We start from the raw sequence: 22,350 nt of genomic DNA on the forward strand, positions 1-22,350 counted from the left end.
AAGCGTTAGCTACCATCCGATAATCTTGAAAGGTAATGTAAGCCAAGATCTAATATCCTTGACATAAAAAAGGCAGCTAATATAAGCGTAGTATGGCTAAACCAAGAACCAACCTGCCAGGTTATTTTGAAGAAATAAGTAGGCGATTGCAAATGCAGGCTGACATCTTAACATGTGTTGTGACCCATCGTGGTCTTATGGGCGATAATGATCACCAATCTTTCGCCGAACTACTCCGTCAGAATTTACCAGCGCGTTATGGTGTAGATACGGGATTCGTTGTGAACTCGGAGAGCGACCGTAGTGAACATGCACAATCCATTAGCTCCCAATGCGATATTCTTATTCTGGATATTTTAAATAATGCTCCGTTATGCACACAATCGGCCTTTCGTGTCTGTCCAATAGAAATGGTTCTTGGAGTCATCGAGTTCACAAGGTTATTAAGCGCAAGAAAATTGAAAGAGGATATTCAAAAGTTAGTCAGAGTGAGAAAGCTTGCCGACACGGGCAAGAAGCATTATATGCGTGATGAAGAAGGAGCTGGCTCTTTAAGACCAAGAGCTTATATTGTTGCAATTGACTCTGAAATATCATCCTCTGAGCTCATCAAGCAAGTGGATAAAATTGATGATAATCATCGCCTGAATGCTATTTTGATAATAAAGAAAAATGAGTTATATGTGCGGAAAATACTTTCAAGCGAATGGGTGCGATTCGAGACACATGCACTCTTCCGTTTTTTTGCTGTTTTATCTTCCCACATGAACAGCTTCCCCGTGGGACCAGCAGATCTTGCGAAATATCTCCCTTCATTAGAGGATTTTATGGAACCACCTCTGCCTCCAGCGACTCCATCTCCTTGGTAAAAAAGCGAAAATGATAATACGCTATGCTTGGTATTTATGTGCCATAGTTTGCCGAACGTAATGTCTTGAGATCTCCCATAACAATAGTTGGAATTAACTAAAATGAGTGAAGATGACTTCAGCCTCCTATACAATACCCTTGAACTTGCTAGACGAAAAGTTAGCAAAGACCTATCACAGATCGAGCATGCCATGGGGCCTGGGACGATTGTCGAAACCTGCGTCACAGTTTTAATGCCCTACACGGATTATTTAGACCAACTGACACTTGCATGGGAGGCCCAGCAGGTTACAGAATCAAACCTTGCCTTACTTGAGAATACCCTTGCACGAGAGGTTGCTCAAACCTGCCTTACATGTCTTACCAAACTTCGTGGTATATACGGCCAACCGTTCGGCATATGGGCTCGTCTCAATGGTGTTTCGAAGGCAGTGGCACTGAATTCGGCTTTTTATTTGATTGATGAACTTTTGTCAATTCGGTGTCGGGGTCGAGTGGAGTTTCAGCACTGTCTAAAATCCCACCTCAAAGCAAGTAGATATGATGTTGGTAACGCTTTGATCAATATGCATGTTCACCTATCCGGTGAGATAACTGAGGAGTGGATTTTGGCATGCTTCAAGGAACTGTTGGACGAGTCCTCTCCCTTTTCGTAAAGAAACCATGCGGGAGGTATTATTTAAATGGTTACGGCCGCAAGGATGCCGTCGTTTGTGGCAAAGTTTACGTGCATCCTGCTCTTATGTTGAGGCCCCGTGCCGGACGGCCTCACTCCTTGGCTGGGAATATGAGGGCGGGAAAGTCCTGGTTCTGATGAGGGTAATCAGCTTCCATGGCTGGCGGGGTGCGTCATGAGGGCATCGAAGAATTTGCGGGTGAGCGCGGTGCCAAATTTGCTGGCTGCGCTCTGACGAAGTGCGGAGAAAGGCGAAAAAAAATCCTTCCATCATCCATGCAAAATCGTGATGGCCCTGCATTCTGAAATCAATTTATTTATGGACGACCATGTTTGAATTGGGTCACTGAAACTTGCAACCAAGCTCGCGGAGCATGTCAAAAGTGTTACAGTAAGCGACTCCAAACTCCTTGCAGACATCAGGCATTTGTACTTTGGCCCTGGCTTCAGGCCGGGACACTTCGTGAGTCACAAGGCAGAACCCTTCTTTTTTGGCCGTGGCAATGAGCCAACCGTCCGCATCGCTGGCAAATTTGGCTTGGGCACCGGAGGTAAAACCCCTGGCCACCACCCAGCTCATAAGAGGCCCATATTCCGTTGCGATTTCGGCGGATGAATCATCCAGGAAGAACCCGTCTGGCAGCGTGATTTTGAGCCAGTCAGCCAGCAGATCCTTGCCCTTCAGTAATTCATCCCTGACCCGGACCGTGCTGCATAACCGCCCGGCAGCATGGCCATCGGAGATGGACTGCCAGAAGCCAGGGCATAAGTCGAATGCATAGTAGGACCGGTGTGCGGTGATCAGCACATTCGTATCGAGCAGGAATTTTCGGCTTTCGTTGGTCATATCGTAAAACCCAGCTCCTTCCCAAAGCGGTCATAGCTGCTGCCGCTCAGTCCGGTGAGCTGATAGGCTTCCCTGTATTGCAGGCGCCCTTCCCGTGCCGCACCATAGACAGCAGCTGGAAATCGGTATCCAAGACGGCTCCCTAATGTCAGGTAAAAGTTACCCCCGCCAGCTCCCTGGTTTCTGCGTTCAGCTGCTGCTTCCTGATAGCTGTTGTAGAAGGAAAAATAGGCCTCGCGGGTAATGAGCTTCAAGTCCAGCAAGCGCCTTGCGACGACCACCGGACTCACCTTGAAAAAGCGCGCTAGCCGCTCAAAAGGTTTGGGGTTATTCTTCACTTCCTTCCAAGCGGTTTGCATCTCGTGAGCAGGCACCAGGAACTCGGCAGCCACCTGGTTGCAGAAGATCTCCACCGCGTTGTCAGAGGGGATAAGTTCCTGGAAATCGGAGACCCCGCCTTTTCCCAGCCACAGGTGCGCCAGCTCATGCACGAGAGTGAACATCTGGGCCGCTTTTGCATCCGTGCCGTTCAGAAAGATCACTGGCGCATGCGAATCACTGAGCACGAATCCACGAAATTCCTCGATGTCCAAAGGGCGGTGCGTGTTGTTTTCCACCACGCCATTGATCATGACCAGAACTCCGATGCCCTCGATCTTTTTAATGAGCAGGCGCAGCGCTTCCTCCCAAGTCGGGAGAGCGCGGCTCCAGTGGCCCTCCAGCGCAAGAGTACGTCGCATCTCCTCCGCCACCTCTTCAGGTTGATCACTCAGCGTGCGGCTGCCAATAAAGCCTAGAGCAGGCTCACCTTGCTCAATCAGGAATCCCTTCATCCAGTCCTGACGCAGCAATGCGGCGTGGATGGTATCCAAAAGATGCGGGGATGGCCGGGCCAGTCTGCGATCTTTTAGGGTGCGAAAATCTGGAATCGGCAACCGTTCCTCTGGCGGCTCATTCAGGAAAAAGTATCCAAGCGGTGTAAACGTCTGGGCCGCGAATTTCTCTAGCTGCTTCATCGTCGGCTTTTCATCGCCGGTCAGCCATAGGGGGTATTTTGGAAACTTTTGGCATACCTCCTCCTCGCTCATCCTGGAACGCTCCTGCGCCCATCGGAAAAGGTCGGGTTTGATCTGCACGCGGTCACTCATGGTCGCGATACTAAGTTACGTTCGAGGGACGCGCCTTGCAATACTGGAGATAGTCGGCTGATACGTTCTGGCTCTGTAGCCGGGTCGAAAAGGCGTATTGACCTCCAAAGAAAGACGGGCAATCCGGCGGGTGGGGCTCTTGGGGAAAGGGAGCTTTGGTTGCGCCGGACATGCCCATCCTACGAGCTGCGCGCTGGATTCCGCACCCCAGGGACATGCCTGGGAGGGGGAAGAAGGGGGTGGGCTGGTGATTATTCGCCCAATGCTTTGCGGAGGACGGGCTCGAAGATATCGGCTTGACGCATGAAGCCGAGGTCGCTGGCGTGGGAGGCGTCGGTGGCGCCTTCGGTGTCGGTGCCGTAGAGGGCGTCGCCGGGGATGTAGTGGAGGTTTTTGGCGCCCTGTTTGATGAGGGTGTCGTAGGCGGCTTTGAGGGCGGCGTGGTTATCCGTATGGAACTGGTGTTTGACGGGAGTGATCCAGTCGTTGGTGAAGCGGCGGTCCTCCACGAGAATGATGGGGGTGGTGGGCTTGGCGGCGCGGAGCTGCTGGACGAGGGGGATGGTCTTCTCGGTGACCTGGGCGGGCTGCATGTTGGGCAGGCAGTCGATGACATAGGCGGCGGCATCCACCTGGATGAGGAAGTCGCCGACGGCGGTGTCCATGCGGCCATTGCCGGAAAAGCCGAGATTCACCACGGGGCGGTCCAGGCGGCGGCCGAGGATGCCGGTATGGACCATGCCGGGGCGGCTGGCGCAGGCGCCGTGGGTGATGCTGGTGCCGTAAAAGACGACGGGCTTTTCACGAGGGGCGAGGCCTTCAAACTTGCTGCCTTTGGCGACGCCGATGCTGACGGATTCGACTCCGTTGTAGAGGGGGAGGTAGGCGGCGTATTCGCGGTAACCGGGGGCGAGGCCTTTGATGATCTCGGCTTTGACCTCCTGGGTGGCGGGTTTGGTGACGTTGACCCATTTCCATTTGCCGCCGTCTTTTTCATCGCGGGCGTAGAGGTCCACGCCGCTGACGCCGGTGGCGGGCATGTGGGGCATGCCGATGCGGTCTTTGGTGAGTTTGTAATGGACGCTGATGGCCTCGGCATCGGTCTTGAAGCGGACCATCATGCCGGCGCTGTCGCGGCTGAGGCTCCAGACGGCGGGGGTGACTTTGCCCTCGGCGCTGGCGGGGAGGCGGTCGAACCAGCTGTGGCGCTTTTGATCTGGGAGGATGCGGCCTTCGACACCCCACTGGGTGATGTCGTGCCACTCGAGGTTGTCCTTGGCCTTTTTATTGACGCCCATGGCCGGGTCCAGCTTGGCGACATCGGGGGCTTTGGGGGTTTTGGTGGCCTGAGCGTGGACACTGGAGAGACCGGTGAGGGCGAGGAGCAGGGCGAAGGGGAGGAGACGCATGATGGGCTGGCGGTTGTTGAAGGTTGTTGGCCAATTGTTGAAGGATTGTTTAAAGGAAGCCGGAGGGCGGGAGGAGGATGACGTTGGTCAGGGTAAGAGTATTGCAGGGAGGTGGGGACTGAGGGCAGCCAAAAATGCGGGGAGGGTTTTTTCGGGGAGCGACCCGCATCACTCGGAGAGTGATGAGTACTGTACTTTGAGGCGGTGAGGGGCGTAATTCAGGGATGTCTTACCTGCGCACAGCTTCCCTGATTTTAATGAGTGGGTTTTTTGGGGTGGCGGGGGTGAATCACTTTTTGAATCCGGAGGTGTATCTGACCATGATGCCGCCCTACCTGCCGTGGCCGGAGCTTTTAAATTACATCAGCGGGGCCGCAGAAGTGGCGGGGGCGGTGGGGATCTTGGTGCCACAACTGCGCCGGATGGCCGGATGGGGGCTCATCGCCCTGCTGGTGGCGGTCTTCCCGGCAAATGTTCACTTGGCGCTGAATGGCTGGGAGGCGTATGACCTGCCGGGCTGGGTGCTGTGGGCGCGGCTGCCGCTACAGGCGGTGTTTATAGCCTGGGTCTATTGGACCTGCCTGGCGAAGGGGGGACGGCGGGAGGGGTAGGAGGGGAGCCACTGCACAGTTTTAGTTTACGGTCTTTAGTATGAGCGCTCATTTCTCGGTGCGCAGTTCCCCGTTTTGGGAGGACGTTTTGCGGACAGTTGAAACTCGGACGTGCGGTACTTATGTTTTCCCTGTTCAGGTCCGCATTTCATCTGGCATTCGATTTTTAACGGTACCCCTATTCATCATGAGCGCGAATCCATCTTACAAGCCGGCGGGTTATAACTCGGTGTCACCCTATCTGGTGCTGAAGGATGCGGAGGCGACGATTGGGTTTTTAAAGGAGGTTTTTGGGGCGGAGGAGCTGCGGCGCATTCCAGATGAGAAGAAACCGGGACGGATCATGCATGCGGAGGTGCGGCTGGAGGATACGGTGATCATGCTGGGGGACTGCATGGAGGACGCGTGGCCGGCGGTGGAGGCGCATGTGCATGTGTATGTGCCGGATGTGGATGCCACCTACCAGAAGGCGCTGGCCTGTGGGGCGACGGGGGTGCAGGAGCCGGTGCAGAAAGAGGATGAGGACAAGCGCGGCGGATTCAAGGACGCAGGAGGGACGACGTGGTGGGTGGGGACGAAGGTGGACTGAGGAGCGGCGCGTCATCCATGGGGCGAGATGATGTCAATGATCCCAGTGGCTTAGCGCTGTCCCGACAGTCTGCGAAGAGGTGCTGATTTTTTTTGGGAACCGGAGAGGGCGCGTGAGGCGAACTGGTGGTGAAGAGGCGGCCGCGCACTCTGCGAGGCCCCTCATTAACCCCTGATCTAAATGTTATGAAAGCTCTACTTATCTCTCTGGCGAGCGGCCTTCTGACCCTCGGCGGGCTGCATGCCCAAACGGCTGCGACAACCACCACGACGGTGACAACTAGCAGCGGTACCCTGCATCAATACACGCCTGGCTCCACGTTTGTGGTGAAGGAAACGTCCGGCCCGGTGACCTACACCTATGGCCCGGAAGTGGTCTATGCCACGAGTGGCGGCACGGTGCTGACGCCTGAACAGGTGCAGGCCCGCATCCGCGTGGGTCTGCCTGTGCGGGTGGAATACGCCAATCAGGGCGACACCCGGGTGATCCGGCGCGTGCTGGTGGAAGATGACGATGACGAGGTGGAAATCGAAGTGGACGACTGATCTTGGAACCGGCGGGTCTGATGCCGGCCGCACAAGATGTGACATCTGACATTCTTCCTTTGGCGGTGTACCCGGAGCGGGTACACCGCTTTGGTGTCAGGGGTTTGGAGGGATTGCTTGAAGGTGACTATGACGATTGACGGAGACCAGGAGAACCTGTGCCCAGGCGAAATGAGAAGATTTTCTTCATGATCCCGGTCTCCTGGATGCAAAAATATTCACTCAATCGGATTTTTGTTCTGAGGAATCCATGTTGCTAATTTACTGATACTGAGGCTGAATGGCAGTTCATGACTAATGGCCAGGCTGCGGCTGATTCCTTCATTCGTGGCTTGGTGAACAGGTCTGGTCCTGAGCTCATTCTGGCCACGAAGCCTTTTGCTGTGGACAGCACGGCCAGGAGCTGGTGGTGCATTCTTTCCACGACGGCGCTGCTGGTGGCGGCGGTGGCAGGCACGCTCCTTGCCCCGCATGGGCTGATAAAGATGGGGTCCAGTGTGCTGTCTGGGCTGCTGCTGCTGCGCCTGTTCGTCATTTACCATGATCAGCAGCACCACGCCATCTTGCCGAAGTCGAAGGTGGCGGAGAAGTTCATGTGGGTGTTTGGCATCCTGGCGCTGAGTCCGAGCAGCATCTGGCGGGCTTCGCACAATCATCATCACAACCACAATTCAAAGATCAAAGGGTCCCACATCGGCTCCTTTCCGATCATGACGCGGGATCACTTTGAAAAGGCGCCGCGGCGGGCGCGCTGGCTGTATCTTTTCATGCGGCATCCGCTGACGATCCTTTTGGGCTACCTGACCATTTTTCTGCACGGCATGTGCATGCGGCCATTTGTCATGAAACCGCGCGAGCACTGGGACTGCCTCATCGCCGTGGTGGTGCATGCGGTCATTGCCGGCAGCCTGATCGGTTTTGTGGGCTGGCAGGGCTGGCTGCTCACGCAGATCCTGCCGCACTTCATCGCCAGTGCCATCGGCTCGTATCTGTTTTATGCGCAGCACAATTTCCCAGGGGTGGCCTTTTACGACAAGTCCGGCTGGACCTATGACCGTGCGGCGCTGGATTCCTGCAGCTACCTGAAGATGGGACCGGTGATGGCGTGGTTCACGGCGAACATCGGCTACCACCATATTCATCATCTGAATGCGCGCATTCCCTTTTACCGGCTGCCGGAGGTGCTGCAGGCCATGCCCGAGCTGCGAAATCCTAAAGTCACGACGCTGAACCCGATTGAGATTTATCGCTGCCTGTGCCTGAAGGTCTGGGACGTGAAGCAGCAGCAGATGGTGGCGGTGGGAGCGGCGGACGGGGAGCAGGTGTGATTACCCCCGGAGGATTGAGTGGTCTAACGTCAAGACCTGGGCGCTTCAGCCGTTGACCCAGGGTTCTTCGAACCCTGGGCTGGGAGACGAAAGCCCTTTGGGCTTGGGGGACTGAAGTCCGTTGGGTTGAAGAGGGGTAGAGCCCCGGCGGCCACCTATTCCACCGCGCGCGGCGGTTTTTTATCCTTGGTTTTCCAGCGGTCGTGGACCCAGAACCAGTTGGCGGGGTCGCGGCGGACGCCGGCTTCCAGGGCGGTGTTGATGTCGCGCATGAGGTCTTCGACGCTCCGGCGCTTGCCGTTTTCTTCCATGCGGATGGGCTCGCCAATTTCCAGCACCCATTTCCCCAGTCCCACACGGTAGCAGATGGGCACAAAGATGACGCACTTGTAGCGCATGGCCAGGATGACCGGCGCGCGGGTGGTCCAGGCGTAGTGACCGAGAAAGGGCAGCTCAAGACCCCCGCTGCGGTCGGCCTGGTCGCTGGCCAGGATGAGCAGCTTGCCGCCCTCGGACATCGCCCGTTTGAGATCGTCCGCGCCGGTGCGGCGGTCCACCAGGATGTTGCCCGAGACGGTGCGCATCCGGTAAACGAGCTGGTCCAGCTTTGGCGGGCGGATACCGCGATAGGTAGCCACGGCCTGATACCCGGGGATCAGCGCAGACATGCGGTTGGCCAGCTCAAAATTCCCGAAATGGCCGCCGGTGAAAACGCGGTTCACCAGTTTGCCTTCCGCGTCCACCGCCCGCACGGCTTCGCCACCTTTGACTGAGAAGATGGTGCGGAGCTGCGCATCGTTCATCGCCATGCCTTTCATGGCGCAGGCATACACCTCGCCGAGCCGGCGGAAGTTTTCCTTGGCGATGGCGCGGATCTCCGCCGGGGACTTTTCGTGACCGAAGCAGCGGGTCAGGTTCTTCAACGCCATTCGCCGATGCCGGGCATCCACCCAAAAAGCCAGCCCGCCCCCCCAGCGCCCTAACCGCGCCACCCAGCCCACCGGCAACGCCTGAATGAACGCCAGAAAGGCGCGGGCAAGGAGATAAAGCAGATGTTCCATGAAGAAGCGACGAAGGCAGAGGCTGTAGTCGTGGCCCCTGGGTGGGTCAATCGTGCTATACGGATACGCGGGCGGGGTGGGGGTAGGGCTAGGTATTATATTCCAAGGTATTATATGCCAGGCATTCAGTAAGATGGTGCTTACAACTCGCTGAGGATCAGTGGTTAGCGCAGCAAACGCGTGAGTTTGATTGGAGCGTGATGGACGTGCTGTTCGGTGGCTCAGGGAAGAAGCTCGCGGCTGCCCCGCAGCAATGGTGAGGCGGACATGAGTGACTGTGCTCCGCTCGGGTCGGCTATGCCGACGGATCGTCGGCGCTCCATGGGGTGAGGCGGACGAGGGCGTCTGCGCTCCGCTCGGGGGCTTTGGCGGCGAATGTCTGCGCTCCTGGTGATGCGGACGGGGACGTCCGCGCTCCGGTTTGAGGAGGCCCTGGTATGCCCTTTATCTGGAAGAGAAAGAATTATTCCAGCATTGGCTCTCCCAGATGTTTCTTGAAGAAAGCCGCTGCAATGTCAACCGTTTCGGCGCACCAGGGATCGCTCATCCAGAAGGGGTGCGGGGCGTGTTTCAGGGTGTGGACGCCGGTCTCGATCCCGAGGGACTTCAGTTTTTCCATCATTTCTGCGCGACCGATTTTGAGCGTGTCTTTTTCACCTTCGATGAAGATCGTCGGTGGCACACCTGCACGCACATGGGTGATGGGTGAGGCGGCTTGATAGACTTCCGGTTTTTCTTCGATGCTGCCGCCGAAGAAGAGGATGGCTCCCTCACTCTTTTTGCCCACATTGGCAGCCACCAGGTCCTGGGTCGCGGCCAGGACAATGGCCGCCCGGACCGTGCTGGACTGCTCTTTAAACGGACCCTCTCCTTCAAATTCTGGGAGGCCGGTGGTCATCGCCGTCAGGCCGGACAGATGGCCTCCCGCCGAGCCGCCCATGCAGCCGATGCGTTCTGGATCAATCTTGAGCTCTTTGGCATGGGCACGCAGGCAGCGGAGCGCCGCTTTGCAATCATGCAGTGCCGCCGGAAACTTCGCTTCCGTGGAGAGCCGGTAGCTCACAAGAGCAGTGACAAACCCGCGCTGCGCCAGCCGCTCCATCATCGGCTTGTCAGCCTCCACCTGCCGCTTCTGCCAGCCGCCGCCATGGATGTCCAGAATGCACGGCCAGGTGCCTGCCGCATCCGGCACATAGACATACAGTTCCACCGTATGCTCCGGATACTTCGCCACCTCCAGCGTCTTCAGGGTAAAGCCGGCCGGTGTTTGCGGGGTCAGCTTCTGCCATTTTGGGCCGGACGGTGCAGGCTTTTTAGACGCGGGTTTTTGGGTTTCCGCAGCCGTCAGGAGCGGCAGAAAGCTCATGGCCAGGAGGGCGGTGACGAAGGATTTCATAGGATTAAATGCAGGCACGGACGAAAAAAGGAAGCGGCTGACGGAGAAGACGAGGTTATTCCTCCTCTTCGATGTCATCCTCTTCCGCGGGGTCATTGAGGAAGATCTTAATATCCCGTTCTTCCAGGGCGTAGCGGACGTCTTCGATGTCCTGGTCATCCACGCTGAGCCATACGCCAGCACGTTCGTCGCCTTTGCCTGGTCCTTTACGAACGGCGGAATGGTAGGTGAATCCAAAGCGGCCGTAAAAAGGCAGCGTGGCAGGCGTGGTGTGCACCCAGATTTCCTGGGGCCGCACCTCGCATTCCAACAGGGCGATACGAGCAGCAAGCAGGGTGGTGCCGAACCCCTGGCGGTGATATTCCCCATGCACCATGCCGTGCACCAGCGTGGCCGTGTCAGAATCCCCTATGAGCTCCAGGCCGCCGCAGGCGACGATTTCGCCGTCGTGCTCCACTACAAGGTAATAGGAGGTGCCGACGGCCAGAAACTCGATAAAGGCTTCCAGCCCGCTTTCAGGCAGATAATCCGGCGTGTTGGAGCGATAAATCTCCACGCAGGCCTCCAGATCCGCCGGCTCAAATTCACGGATACGGCAGAGCATCAGCTTCGGCACGATGGCCTGCATGAGCGGGGAAAGCTCCTTTTCGGAGTCAGATTCGGATTCGAAATCGCTGTAGGACATGGTCTGCCAGTCTGTGAGGGAGGCGGGGCCGCTCGTCAAGAGGTGTCCATCCGCGCCCCTGGACAAAAAAAGAACCGCCTCCCGTTTGTGGAAAGGCGGTTCTGAAGATAGAAAAGGAAAGGATTAACGGGCGACCACAGCCGCAGTGCGGGCTGCAATGGTGGCCTGATGAGCGGCGCGGAGGCCTTCCAGACCACGATAGGTCTTGCTGACCTTGGCACAAAGGCCGCGGCTGACGAGGCCCTGAAGCTTCTCATAAGAGCGCAGACGGAGCATTTCTTCGCCTCCGCTCACGGCGTTCTTCAGCTTCAGATTGTCATAAACCAGTTTAAACAACGCGTTGAACTCAAGAGTGTCCCCGGCGGACAATACATTGACGAGCTCATCGGTTACATGGTCAGGGACGCGGCGGGAGAAACGTGTTTTGCGAGTCGGTGTCGTAGCCATAGAGGACACTACAATAACAGGTTATTTGTGGAATGCGACGTATTTATGATAAGAAATGTTATTTCTTCATGAGCCATTTTCCTTGATAGAATGCGGCTCGGGGCGCGTTTTGGCATCCTTCTTGCACGCCCTGTATTTACATTGAATACATCTCAGCCTCAAGGCTGCGCAAGTTTATACAACTGCTTTTTTGTGCGGATAAACAAGGCCCCATCCGCCACGGCAGGGGCGGCGGTCATGGCATCCGGCAGCACATTTTCGGCCAGCACTTTAAACACCGGTCCGGCATCCAGCACGCGGGTGTCTCCGCGGTCATTGCTGAAATAAATGCGGTCGCCCGCCACAATGGGGCTGGGCAGATGCTGGCCTGCCAGCCGCTCCTCCCACACATCCTCCCCGGTCAGAGGATTCATGCAGGTGACGATGCCACCACGGGTGACCTGAAACAGCAGCCCGTTGGCCAGCACCGGGCAGGACTCGCTGGCATTGCGCTTCTCACGATCCCAGAGCATATGGCTTTCCGTGATGTCCCCCTGCATCTTGTCATCAATCTTCACGCCCAAGGTGTGGGCACGTTCCGAGCCCGTATTGAGGATCAGGACATTTTGGTAAACCAGCGGGCGGATGGCTGCATTGAAGCCGCCATGGCGTACCGTCCACAGCTCCTTGCCAGTGTCCGCCGCATACCCAAAAGCGGCACGCGATCCCACGGAGACGAGAGTGTCCACGCCTCCCAAGTTGAAGACACTGGGGGTGTGGTAGGCCTTGCGCATGTCGCCATCACGGGTCGGTTTGCCCTCGGCATCCAGGTCTCCATAGTCCGTGGTGCGGCTGGTTTTCCAGACTGTTTCCCCGGTCACCTTGTTTAGGGCGGTGACGAACTGCTGGTCAATGCCATCAAAAGTCAGGATGAGCAGGTCTTTGTAGATCATAGGCGAAGAGCCTGGCCCCCGATAATGCCGGACATTGATGTCCCGCCGCTCCCAGACCTTCTTGCCGGTGGCCGGATCGATCCTGGCCGTGCCGTAGGTGCCAAAGTGGACATAGAGCGCATCCGCCTCCAGCACGGGTGACGGTGCCGCATAATTGTTCAGCGGATTCCCGAGACCTTCCGGTTCAGCATTCTCAAAGACAAGGTCATGATGCACCACCTTGCCGGTGTGGCGGTCAATGCCGTACACATACTGCTTTTTCCCGTCCACCGTGGCGGAGGTAAACCAGATGCGGTCCCCGCCGATGACGGGCGAGCTGTGGCCCTCATTTTCCAGGTCCACCTTCCAAGCGATGTTTTCGCCGGTTTCGGAGTTCCATTTCAGGGGCAGACGGGCTGCTTCTGCGGGCGGCACCACGCCATCATAGGTAGGCCCGTTTTTATCCGGCCAGAACACCGGTGTGGTGGCTGGCTGGGCCGCAAGAGCCGCCGCTAGGGCAAGCGAAGAAAGCTGGAGACGAAGGAAGACGGACATGCGCAGGTAGTCACGAGCAGTAAAGGCCGCTTCTTGCTAAAATCCCAGCCTTCTTTGGCGTGTGTTCCGAGTATTTCGCCTGTCCCGCGATTGCGGCGAAGGTTGTTCAATTCACCGCGCCCAAAGCCGGGATCACGCCTGTCTTCAATTCCACCGGGCAGCTTTGGAAATCCGGGACGAGCTGGCCCCACATCTTCTGCACCGCCTGCGCCAGCAGATGCACGTCACCCCGCGCATCGTGCCTCTTCACACCGACAGCTGAAAGCCCCAACCGATGCAGAATGGGATCCAGCCCATGGCCACCCCGGCCGCCCCAGATCTTCCGCGAAAACGCCCGCGAATCCATCATCGCCGTGTTCCTGACCGGGATGCCATGACGAGTGCAGTTTTCCGCAATGAAACGCATGTCAAAGCCGGGGCCGTTGTGCGCCACCAGCGTCGCCTCCTCCCCCACAAAACTGGAGAACGCCATCAGCGCCTCCACCGGGGATGGCGCCCGCTCCACCTGTGCCTGGGAGATGCCTGTCAGCCCCGTGATGAACCTCGGTATGCGCTGCTGCGGCCTGACAAAAGAATCAAAATGCCCCTGCGGCTGCCAGCACCCCGCCCGCACCTTCACCGCCGCGATCTGGATGATCTCATTGTGATAGGGAGACAGCCCCGTCGTTTCGAGGTCAAAGATGATGAGGTTCATGGCCGTCTTATAGCCGGAGAAGTGTGCTCCGACCAAGGGATTTCACGTTTAATAAGAAGCAACTTTATGTTAGACTGCGGCCGCTACTCCAAAGGCGGTCACCTCGTTTTTGTTCGCACAGAGGCGGGTGAGGCGGAAGTCTGCGCAGAGCGGCGGGGCCAGCTCTTTTAGAGAGTCCATGAGGGGATATTCGTCGGTTCCTTTAAACTTGAGGGTGACGATGAAGCGGCGCATGCGCTTTTCACGCAGCCATTCCACCAGGAGGTCCATGCTGCGCTGGGGGGCGGCGATGATGTCGCAGATGAGCCAGTCCACGGGTTGCTCCGGCTTATATTTAAAGGCATCGGCCTGGAGAAAGGAGAGGCGCGGATTGCGCATGAGGTCATCCCGCAAGGGGCTGCGGTCAATGGCGGTGACATGGGCTCCACGCTGGATGGCCACATAGCTCCAGCTTCCGGGTGAGGCACCGAGGTCCACACAGGTCTGACCACGCTCAATCTGCTGACCCAGGCGCAGCTCGGCCTCGATAACTTTGGCAAAGGCCCGGCTGGGGGCGGCCTTGTCCTCAGCATGAGGGATGTCTCCTCCGATAAACGGGGAGATGATGGCCCGCAGGCTGACGGGCTGCGGGGCCTGGCTGACGGAGATGTATCCGGCATCCGGCCCTGTGAGCACGGCCTGCACCAGGGAGGTCCCAGGAAGGAACGGCATGTCGCTTTCCTCCAATGAGCGCAGCAGGGCGCGGCGGCGTTTCTTCAGGCGTTCATGCAAAGCGGTGCGGATGAGATCGCAGCGATGCAGGCCGGCGCGGCCTTCACCATAGGCAGGCCATAGGTGCAGGCGCCAGGGCTGGGCATCTGGCAACAGCCCGGCGATGCGGGTGATGATCTGATCTGCCCAGCCATTAATGGAGGCGTCCTTAACTACGGCAGCCTCCGGCAGGGTCTGGCGGGCAAAGGCGAGCCATGGCAGGGCCGGGAGGGCATCCGAGTGGACAAAACCAGTGGAAGAGTCCAGATGCGCGCCCGTGCCGGCACGCTGCAGCTCATCCACCAGGAAGGCAGCGCAATCAGCAGCAGGCAGGAAGGCGTGCATCAGAGGAAGAGGCTGCGCAGGGGAGCCAGTTCTTGCGCCTCTTCACAGACGGCGGAGAGGTTGCGTACGCCTGCGGGAATGTGCTGTTCAAAGGCGGTCTTGCCCTGATTGCGGCTCAGGTTGCCATAAGCCCCGAGGGCCTGCATGAGACGCTGGGCGGCGCATTGATAAACCACTTGGCGCAGATCCGGCAGGGCCAGGCCGCGCAGGTCGGCGTAATATTGCAGCAGTTCCCCGCGCTCACTGCGGCTGAGTGTGACGTAAGGGTCAAAGAGGAGGGAGGCGAGGTCGTATTCGGCCAGGCCGGGGCGCAGCCCCTGGTAGTCCACCAGCCAGGCCTGCCCGTCCTTCAGCAGGACATTCTGGCTTTGGAAATCCCGGTGAACCAGGCAGCGTGGCAGGCGGGCCAGGCGCTGGCGCAGCTCCATGAGCACGGTGCGGGCCGGTGCGTGGTCGGCATGGTCGGCATCCCGGCGCAGCACGTTGCGGACGAAGTGCTCCATGAAATAATTCTGCTCCCAGTCGTAGAGCCCCTCATTAAACTCCGGCTCCATGCTGCCCAGGTCGGCGGCGCTGAGGCTGGCGGCTTTCACGGCATGGATCTTGGCAGCCTCGCGCAGGGTGGCTTCGTAAAGACCCCGGCGGGTTTCCCAAGGATCGTCGCGATGAGCATGCAGATCATCCCGGCCCAGATCCTCCAGCCAGACACAAAGGCGCTGCTCATCAAAGGCAAAGATTTTCGGCACATTCACCCCCAGCGCGGCAAGGCGGCGGGTGGCGGGTACGAATTTAGGGTTATCCCGCCGGGCCATGGTGTACACCATGAGGATCATGGGCGGATGGGATTCCCCTTCCCAGGTAAACCGGTAAAAATGCCGGTCAGAGCCACCTTTGACTATGGGTTCCACCACGCAGGGCAGGTCCGCCAGCGCGGGAAATTGCTGGCGGGTCAGGATAAGCAGGGCCTCGTGTTCAGGTGGCATGGAATATATAACTAAAGCCAAGACGCACCCGGCTGCAACCGCTGGATGCTGGCAGGCGTAGAGCACCAAAAGTCCAGTGTTGAGCACAAGCGCACGATTGTCATTTTCGTATTGATCGTTTAGTCTCGGGGACATGAAGCCTGTCTTTGAGAAAGTCCCGCGCCGTGATTGGGAGTCGTTCCATTGTGAGCTCGTGCATGGTCCCGACTATGGTACACGCTGGCATTTCCACCCGGAATTCCAGATCACCCTGGCCATCCGCAGCCGCGGGCATCGCGTGGTGGGGGACAATATTGCACCCATTAGTGATGGGGATTTGGTCTTGGTGGGATCCAATCTCCCGCATGTGTGGCATCAAGAAGAAGGAGCCGGCATTGTGGATGCCATCATCATCCGCTTTGAGGAAAACTTTCTTGGCAAAGACCTGATGGCCCTGCCAGAGCTGGAATCTGTGCGCCGACTGCTGAGGCGAGCCAGCCGGGGCCTGGAGATCAAAGGCCCCATCCGCAAAGAAGTATCCCTGCGCCTGCGCCACCTGGCGGAGAGCGACGGGCTGACCCGTGTGGTGGACCTGCTGGCCGTGCTGGACGTGATGTCCCGTGCCAAGGACCTGAAACCCCTGGCCAGCGCCGCCTACGAGCCCACCCTGCACGCCACCGACCAGGGCCGCATGGAACGGGTATGCGACCACATCCACCAGCACCTGACCGAGGACATTGACCGTGCGCAGCTCGCCAAGCTGGCGCACCTGAGCGAGGGGGCCTTCAGCCGCTTCTTCCGCTCCCGCACGGGCAAGACGGTGCCGGAGTACATCAACGAGGTCCGCATTGGCCGCGCCTGCCGGATGATCGCCGAAGACCAGAACAACATCACCGACATCGCCCTGGACTGCGGATACCGGAACCTGGCCAACTTCAACCGCCGCTTCCGCGAGGTGGTGGGCAGCACCCCTCGTGAATACCGGGCACAGATGCGCACCCTGGGCGGCAAGCCGGGCTGACGCCGGAGCTGATTCATTGCTGGACTCCGCCCTGCCTGCGGCTAAGTCAGTCGGACTATGAACCGAGTCGGCATTGGCTATGATGTACATTCCTTTGAAGAAGGCCGCCCCCTGATCCTGGGCGGCGTGGAGATCCCGCATACACGAGGGTTAAAGGGGCATTCGGATGCGGATGTTCTCTGCCACGCGATCGCGGATGCCCTGCTCGGGGCCATGGGCCTGCCGGACATTGGCTTTTACTTTCCGCCCACGGATGCCAGCATCGAAGGCATCTGCAGCCTGCGCATCTTGGAGAAGTGTGCTGAACTGGCCAAGGAGAGAGGTTATACCATCACCAATGTGGACTCGTCCCTGGTGGCCGAAGCACCGAAGGTCATGAAACACGCGGCAGCGATGAAGGAAAAAATCGCCGCCGCCCTGGGCATCACGCCGGACCAAGTGGGTGTGAAGGCGACAACGAACGAACGCATGGGCTTTGTCGGCCGGGAAGAAGGCATCGCCGCGATGGCGGTGGCCGGAGTGGAGAAGTGATGCGGACGAGGGCGTCCGCTCTCCGTTTAGAGGCGCTTGTTTTGGAACTGGCGGCTGTGGACGATGGCGAGGACGGCGGCGGAGAAGCGGCCTTCGTTCTTGGAAAGACCGGTCTTGATTTCCTGCATGAGGAACTTGTCAGTGGGGAGAAGCTGGCGGCCGAGGGCGAAGCCGATGAGCTTGCGGGAGAAGTGACGGGTGAGCTGGTCATCCTGAGTTTTCAGGTAATCGCGCAGGCCTTCGAAGCCAACGAACTTGGCACCGCCTTTGACCTGGCCGGAGGTATCAAGAGGAAGGCCGGATTCATCCTTTTCACGGTAACGACCGATGGCATCAAAACCTTCCAGAGCGAAGCCGAGGGGGTCTATGCGGTCATGGCAGCCGGAGCAGGATTTGGAGGCGCGGTGCTGCTCCAGCATCTCACGGACGGTGGTGGGCCTGGGGCCGTGTTCCTTGAGCTCGGGCACATCGGCGGGAGGCGGTGGGACGGGAGTACCCAAAACGGCTTGGAGCAGCCAGTTCCCCCGCAAGACGGGGCTGGTGCGGTGGCTGCGGGAGGTCTTGGTGAGGAGGCTGCCCTGGCCTAACAAACCGCCGCGATGCTGGGCGCTGACGCTGACTTTACGGAACTCCTCGCCTTTGACATTGGGGACGCCGTAGTGCTTGGCCAGGCGTTCGTTGAGATAGGTGTAATCGGCACCGATGATCTCCTGCACGGGGCGGTCTTCGCGGATGAGGCTGGTGAAGAAGAGGGTGGTTTCACGGTCGAGGTCGCGGCGGAGCTCGGGGGTGAATTCGGGGAACTTTTTGTCATCCACGGCGGCGTGTTTGTCGAAGCCTTTGAACTCCAGCCACTGGCCGGCGAATTCTTTGGCCAGGGCTTCGGCCTTCGGGTCCTTGAGCATGCGCTTCACCTGGGTGGTGAGGACTTCGGGCTGGAGGAGCGTGCCATCGGTGGCGGCTTTGCGGAGCTGCCAGTCGGGCTGGGAAGACCAGAGGAAGTAACTGAGGCGGGAGGCGAGCTCCCAGGCATTGAGGGAGACTTCGGTAGGGTTTTCGGAAAGGGAGATCGTTTGGCCTGCGGCTGAGCGGACAGGAGTGTCCGCGCTCCTCTGGGAGACTTCGGTGGGTTTTGTGGAGGAGGGGGTCTTTTGAACTTCGTTTTGGCGGGCAAGAGTGCCCGCCGTACTTGTGAAGCCTTCGGTTTTGTAGAGGAAGTTGGGGGAGACGAGGATGAGGGTGACCACTTCGCGGGCGGCGGATTCACGGTCCATACCTTTGGTTAGGCCGTCATGATAAAGCTTGGAAAGCTGGGTGCGCTCGGCCTGGGTGGTGGGGCGGCGCCAGGCCTGGCTGGCGAAGCGGTGCAGGTGCTGGCGCATGAATTCATCGTACTGCGCGGCCTGCTCTTTTTTGAGGGTGTCACGGACGAGGAAGTTCCAGTCAGTCTTCATCTGATCGAGGCGTTTGGCCTCGGCAGCGGGGATGATGGACTTGAGCTGATCGTCGCTGAAATAATAAACGCCGGGGCCGGGTTTGTCGCTGTAGGCATTGCGGGCGACTTCTTCCAAGCGGCGCTCCAGCATGTCCGGGAAGGCAGCCTTCATGCGGCTGAAATCGGCCATGGTCTTGCGATGGGCATCGGTGTTGCGTTTCCATACGGTGAGGACACCGGGGATGATGTCCTTTGGGTTAGGCGGGGTTCCCACCCTGAGGGTCCACTGGACAGTGGCGAGGTCCACCTCGGGGCTGCGCATGTCCAGGCGGCCAGCGCCGAAGACCTCGACGGTGTCTTCCGGGAGGGGCAGGGTGATGATGAGGGGGGCCTTGGCGGCGAGGACATTTTCGGCGATGCCGTTTTTGCCGAGGGGGTCTTTGCCAAACCAGGAAAGCGCCTTCTCTGCCTGGCCGATGCGTTTTTTCAGCAGATCGGCCGTGATGCCTTTGGGGGCGGGTTTCCCGGATTCAATGTCTTTGAGGAGCTTTTGATCGCCTGCCCGCTGCTGGCGCATGAAGGGGGCGTATTCGTAGTTTTTGCCGCCTTTTTTTCGGAAGGTGAGGCCGGTGAAGGTGACGTAATCACCACCGTTGCCATCACCGATGTCTCCCAAAACGACGTGGAATTCGCGAGCGCCCTGGGTCAGCACGCGGGAGCCGCCATAGGTGCGAATGCCATCGGCATCCTGCTGGCGCCGCTGGGTGCCACTGCCCGGTTTGTCGGGATGATTCCAGGAGTGGCGCTGGACCTGGATGGCCTTGACGCCAGCGAGGACCTGCGGGGGCACTTCATGCGGTTTGGCGGCATCTGGCGGCGGCAGTTTGCGCCAGGGGACTTTGGTGAGGTCCAGGAAACGGGACTGGGTTTTGGTGTCGTTGAGGAGGTTCCACCAGTTGTGCAGGAAGGGGGCGGAGAGCTTGGCCTCTTTGGCGAGCTGGTCCAGCGAAGCGGCCCCGGTGAGGTCTTTGTGCTTCCATTTCCAGCAGGCCAGCAAGTATTCGTCCTCGCGAAGCTCGCGGTCATAGGTGGGCAGATGCGGGCCGGACATTTTTTGGTACCAGACGTAGAGGGCTTGCTGGGCCTGGCTTTTGACCTGGGCATTGCCCCGCATGCCGATGCGCTGGGGATGGAAGGTGACGCCAGTACCGGGAAGGATGGTGGCGTGGTCGGCCAGCTTGCGGGCGGCGGCGAGGTATTTGTCGAGCTGGGAGGGATTGACGAAGAGAGTGTCGCCGGTGTTGGCGAAGCCTTCGCCCCCGCCGCCGTCGGGCTGGAATTCTTTGGCCAGGCCGTAGTCCACGCCGGTCAGGTCGCGGATGGTGTAATCATACTCGGCATTGGTGAGGCGGCGGAGGGTGACAGCCCCGGGATCGCCGGCATTGGCGGTGGCGACGGCATCCATGGAGGCATCGGCCCAGGCGATGAGGCTCTTTTTTTCTTCGGCCAGAAGCTGGGTTTCATCCTCTGGCGGCATCTCGCCCGAGGCGATGACGTGGCGCACCTTTTCCCAAAGGGCGTATTCGTTTTCGACGGAGGGATCTTTATCCAGTCGCTCCAGATCCACGCCGCCTTTGGTTTTCTTGCCGTTGTGGCAGTCGTAGCAAGTTTCCGCCAAAGCCGGCTGCACGGTTTTCCAGTCCGGGGCCGCGCCGGCGTGAAATGACGCAGCGAAGGAAGCGAGGACGATGAGGCGAACGGAAAGGGTCATCCGGTGAAGCATGGGCAGGGCCAGAGTTTGGGGGAAAGAGGATACGTTGCGGAAGGGCGGGATTTATGACTTATGGCTTATGATTTACGATTTGAAAGGAGCGAGCGGGCTGGGGAGGACCCAAAATGCGAGCCCCCCTCCTGATAGGTCTGCCGCCCCCTGGCCGGTGGAGAGGTCATCGATGTGATCACGCGCACGTGATGACGACGGAAGAGAATGCGAGCATGGTGTCCTGCAAGACGAAAAACGGAATCCACGCCGTGACTCCATGCCAAGCGGTCAGGGTTTGAATTCGGGCAGAAGCTCGGCCGAGGGCAGGCGGTCAAACTGGGAGCTGATCTGGCTGGCGGGCAGGCCGACTCCGATGATGACCCCGGTGGGCACGATGCCCACGGCACCAAGCATGGGCAGAAACCAGGTCTCCGCCCGGGGCCGCACATGCTGAAAGGACATGGGGACGGTGGGCAGTTCCGCGAGACGGCAGAGGCCCTTAACCCGCACGACCTCCTCCGGCAGGTCGCGCAGGGCCTGCTCCAGGTCTCCACGCCTGACGACGAAGGGAAGGTCCACACGCATGGAGGTGAACGCCCGTTCATCCTCATGATGGTGATGATGCGGCTGCTCCGCCGGGTGGGACAGGCACAGCGGCAGCGGGGTGGTGTTTTCCTGGCTGCCGAAACGGCTGCTGGCACACAGGAAGCGGAGATATTCGGCCATTCTGTCGGCGCTGGTCTCGGTGGCGCGGGGGCTGGCGGCCTGCACGGCCAGGTGCAGCCGCTTCAGGCCCGCCTTGTCCGCCCCGTCGGAATGAGTGATCATGTAATGGGTGGACGTCTGCACCTGCTCATGCTCCAGTTCATTGTGCTGGCCCCGGCGCTGCCAGCGCTGCGCGTCAATCATCGTGATCTGTAAAGGCGAAGTAAAACGGTGGCACTCATACCGGACGGTAATGGCCGCGATGAGGGAGATGAGATCTGATGCCCCGTTGACCTCCACCAGCAGCACACCGCCTTGAGGCACCTCAATGTCTCCCAGCGTCTGCATGAATTCATTCAGCGAGGAGCAGCAGACGCAGGAGCCGTTGATGGACTGGACCTCGGCATCAAATGAGCGCAGCCGTATGGCATCCACCTCGGCGTTTTCAAAGTCATTGACGACGACGCTGAAGCCTATGTTGCGTTCCTCCAGGCTGCCCATGAGAGCCCGGAGGAAGGTGGTCTTGCCTGCGCCCAGGAAGCCGGCGATCAGCACCAGAGGGATGCGGCTCATAGCTGGGTGGGATTGGGTGCGCTGCCATAGACAGCCTTTGGATCAAAAACCTTGTCCTCCTCTTTCCAGACCAGGCTGGATTCAGGCCCCGGAAAGTCCTGCCGCAGAGGAACTGCCCGGTAAAAGCAGGAACGGTAGCCTACATGACAGTTGGCACTGCCCGCAGTCTCCACACGCAGCCAGATGCAGTCCTGGTCATCATCCACACGCATCTCACGCACCTGCTGGACAAAGCCGCTGGTGCCGCCTTTGTGCCAGAGCACCTGGCGGCTGCGGCTGAAATAATGGGCTTCTCCAGTCTTGATGGTTTTCTGCAGCGCCTCGGCATTCATGTAGCCGAGCATGAGCAGCTCCCCCGTCAGATAGTCCGTGGTGACGGCAGGAAGAAGTCCGCTGGCGTCAAACTTGGGAGCCAGATCACGGCCTTCTTCGACCTGCTGGACGCTCACACGGCTGGCAAAGGGATGATTCATCATCGAAGTCGTTATCCAAAG

The 22,350-nt window shown here is 58.9% G+C and carries 21 protein-coding genes; 7 read left to right on the forward strand and 14 right to left on the reverse strand.

The window, feature by feature from the left end; genetic code table 11:
* Window positions 1–92: 92 nt before the first annotated feature.
* Window positions 93–869, forward strand: a complete 777-nt coding sequence (locus WJU23_RS13505) for a DUF6602 domain-containing protein (RefSeq protein ID WP_346333113.1) — start codon at window positions 93–95, stop codon at window positions 867–869.
* A gap of 1,020 nt (window positions 870–1,889) precedes the next feature.
* Here WJU23_RS13505 and WJU23_RS13510 read toward each other — a convergent pair.
* The 3 genes from WJU23_RS13510 to WJU23_RS13520 form a co-directional block, all read right to left on the reverse strand.
* Window positions 1,890–2,393, reverse strand: a complete 504-nt coding sequence (locus WJU23_RS13510) for a DUF4411 family protein (RefSeq protein WP_346333114.1) — start codon at window positions 2,391–2,393, stop codon at window positions 1,890–1,892.
* Window positions 2,390–3,481 carry an ImmA/IrrE family metallo-endopeptidase gene (locus WJU23_RS13515; RefSeq protein WP_346333115.1) on the reverse strand — a complete coding sequence of 364 codons (1,092 nt, stop codon included), beginning with the start codon at window positions 3,479–3,481 and terminating at the stop codon, window positions 2,390–2,392. Before WJU23_RS13515 ends, WJU23_RS13510 begins: the two co-directional genes overlap by 4 nt.
* 311 nt (window positions 3,482–3,792) lie before the next feature.
* Window positions 3,793–4,950, reverse strand: coding sequence for an SGNH/GDSL hydrolase family protein (locus WJU23_RS13520; protein WP_346333116.1), 1,158 nt, complete (start codon window positions 4,948–4,950; stop codon window positions 3,793–3,795).
* 224 nt (window positions 4,951–5,174) lie between these two features.
* Here WJU23_RS13520 and WJU23_RS13525 point away from each other — a divergent pair, with 224 nt between their 5' ends.
* The 4 genes from WJU23_RS13525 (at window position 5,175) to WJU23_RS13540 (ending at window position 8,023) form a co-directional block, all read left to right on the forward strand.
* Entirely contained in the window at window positions 5,175–5,561 is a 387-nt protein-coding gene (locus WJU23_RS13525; RefSeq protein WP_346333117.1) for a DoxX family protein, read from the forward strand.
* Between the two features lie 187 nt (window positions 5,562–5,748).
* The gene (locus tag WJU23_RS13530; protein ID WP_346333118.1) at window positions 5,749–6,150 is read left to right on the forward strand and encodes a VOC family protein; all 402 of its coding nucleotides are present in this window, start codon (window positions 5,749–5,751) and stop codon (window positions 6,148–6,150) included.
* Window positions 6,151–6,335: 185 nt separating this feature from the next.
* Window positions 6,336–6,695 (forward strand): hypothetical protein, encoded by a 360-nt coding sequence (locus WJU23_RS13535; RefSeq protein ID WP_346333119.1) that lies wholly within the window; start codon window positions 6,336–6,338, stop codon window positions 6,693–6,695.
* A gap of 290 nt (window positions 6,696–6,985) precedes the next feature.
* Window positions 6,986–8,023 carry a fatty acid desaturase gene (locus WJU23_RS13540; RefSeq protein WP_346333120.1) on the forward strand — a complete coding sequence of 346 codons (1,038 nt, stop codon included), beginning with the start codon at window positions 6,986–6,988 and terminating at the stop codon, window positions 8,021–8,023.
* Window positions 8,024–8,178: 155 nt separating this feature from the next.
* Here WJU23_RS13540 and WJU23_RS13545 read toward each other — a convergent pair whose 3' ends face one another.
* The 8 genes from WJU23_RS13545 to WJU23_RS13580 all read right to left on the reverse strand — a co-directional run bounded on the left by WJU23_RS13545 (window position 8,179) and on the right by WJU23_RS13580 (window position 15,850).
* Window positions 8,179–9,084, reverse strand: a complete 906-nt coding sequence (locus WJU23_RS13545) for a hypothetical protein (protein WP_346333121.1) — start codon at window positions 9,082–9,084, stop codon at window positions 8,179–8,181.
* A 463-nt stretch (window positions 9,085–9,547) separates the two neighbouring features.
* Complete coding sequence (locus WJU23_RS13550; protein WP_346333122.1) at window positions 9,548–10,480, reverse strand: alpha/beta hydrolase; 933 nt, start codon at window positions 10,478–10,480, stop codon at window positions 9,548–9,550.
* A 55-nt stretch (window positions 10,481–10,535) separates the two neighbouring features.
* Window positions 10,536–11,165 carry a GNAT family N-acetyltransferase gene (locus WJU23_RS13555; RefSeq protein WP_346333123.1) on the reverse strand — a complete coding sequence of 210 codons (630 nt, stop codon included), beginning with the start codon at window positions 11,163–11,165 and terminating at the stop codon, window positions 10,536–10,538.
* A 123-nt stretch (window positions 11,166–11,288) separates the two neighbouring features.
* Window positions 11,289–11,612: a hypothetical protein gene (locus WJU23_RS13560; RefSeq protein ID WP_243838762.1), complete on the reverse strand. Its 324-nt coding sequence runs from the start codon at window positions 11,610–11,612 to the stop codon at window positions 11,289–11,291.
* A 158-nt stretch (window positions 11,613–11,770) separates the two neighbouring features.
* The gene (locus WJU23_RS13565) at window positions 11,771–13,078 is read right to left on the reverse strand and encodes a PQQ-binding-like beta-propeller repeat protein (RefSeq protein ID WP_346333124.1); all 1,308 of its coding nucleotides are present in this window, start codon (window positions 13,076–13,078) and stop codon (window positions 11,771–11,773) included.
* Between the two features lie 106 nt (window positions 13,079–13,184).
* On the reverse strand, window positions 13,185–13,772 hold the full coding sequence (locus WJU23_RS13570) for a 3'-5' exonuclease (RefSeq protein WP_346333125.1): 588 nt from the start codon (window positions 13,770–13,772) through the stop codon (window positions 13,185–13,187).
* A 69-nt stretch (window positions 13,773–13,841) separates the two neighbouring features.
* On the reverse strand, window positions 13,842–14,867 hold the full coding sequence (locus tag WJU23_RS13575; protein WP_346333126.1) for an SAM-dependent methyltransferase: 1,026 nt from the start codon (window positions 14,865–14,867) through the stop codon (window positions 13,842–13,844).
* Window positions 14,867–15,850, reverse strand: coding sequence for a phosphotransferase (locus tag WJU23_RS13580; protein ID WP_346333127.1), 984 nt, complete (start codon window positions 15,848–15,850; stop codon window positions 14,867–14,869). The genes WJU23_RS13575 and WJU23_RS13580 overlap by 1 nt, the downstream gene beginning before the upstream one ends.
* A gap of 133 nt (window positions 15,851–15,983) precedes the next feature.
* On the opposite strand from WJU23_RS13580, the gene WJU23_RS13585 reads away from it, so the two are divergent.
* Window positions 15,984–16,850, forward strand: a complete 867-nt coding sequence (locus WJU23_RS13585; RefSeq protein ID WP_346333128.1) for an AraC family transcriptional regulator — start codon at window positions 15,984–15,986, stop codon at window positions 16,848–16,850.
* Window positions 16,851–16,907: 57 nt separating this feature from the next.
* A complete protein-coding gene (gene ispF, locus WJU23_RS13590) occupies window positions 16,908–17,381 on the forward strand; it encodes a 2-C-methyl-D-erythritol 2,4-cyclodiphosphate synthase (protein WP_346333129.1) in 474 nt (157 codons plus the stop codon).
* A 26-nt stretch (window positions 17,382–17,407) separates the two neighbouring features.
* Here ispF and WJU23_RS13595 read toward each other — a convergent pair whose 3' ends face one another.
* The 3 genes from WJU23_RS13595 to hisI form a co-directional block, all read right to left on the reverse strand.
* On the reverse strand, window positions 17,408–20,587 hold the full coding sequence (locus WJU23_RS13595) for a DUF1592 domain-containing protein (RefSeq protein WP_346333131.1): 3,180 nt from the start codon (window positions 20,585–20,587) through the stop codon (window positions 17,408–17,410).
* A gap of 279 nt (window positions 20,588–20,866) precedes the next feature.
* The gene (locus tag WJU23_RS13600; RefSeq protein ID WP_346333132.1) at window positions 20,867–21,856 is read right to left on the reverse strand and encodes a GTP-binding protein; all 990 of its coding nucleotides are present in this window, start codon (window positions 21,854–21,856) and stop codon (window positions 20,867–20,869) included.
* On the reverse strand, window positions 21,853–22,329 hold the full coding sequence (gene hisI, locus WJU23_RS13605) for a phosphoribosyl-AMP cyclohydrolase (RefSeq protein WP_346333311.1): 477 nt from the start codon (window positions 22,327–22,329) through the stop codon (window positions 21,853–21,855). The genes WJU23_RS13600 and hisI overlap by 4 nt, the downstream gene beginning before the upstream one ends.
* Window positions 22,330–22,350 lie beyond the last annotated feature (21 nt).

Source organism: Prosthecobacter sp. SYSU 5D2, assembly GCF_039655865.1.
In the GTDB taxonomy this organism is placed as follows: Bacteria; Verrucomicrobiota; Verrucomicrobiia; order Verrucomicrobiales; family Verrucomicrobiaceae; genus Prosthecobacter.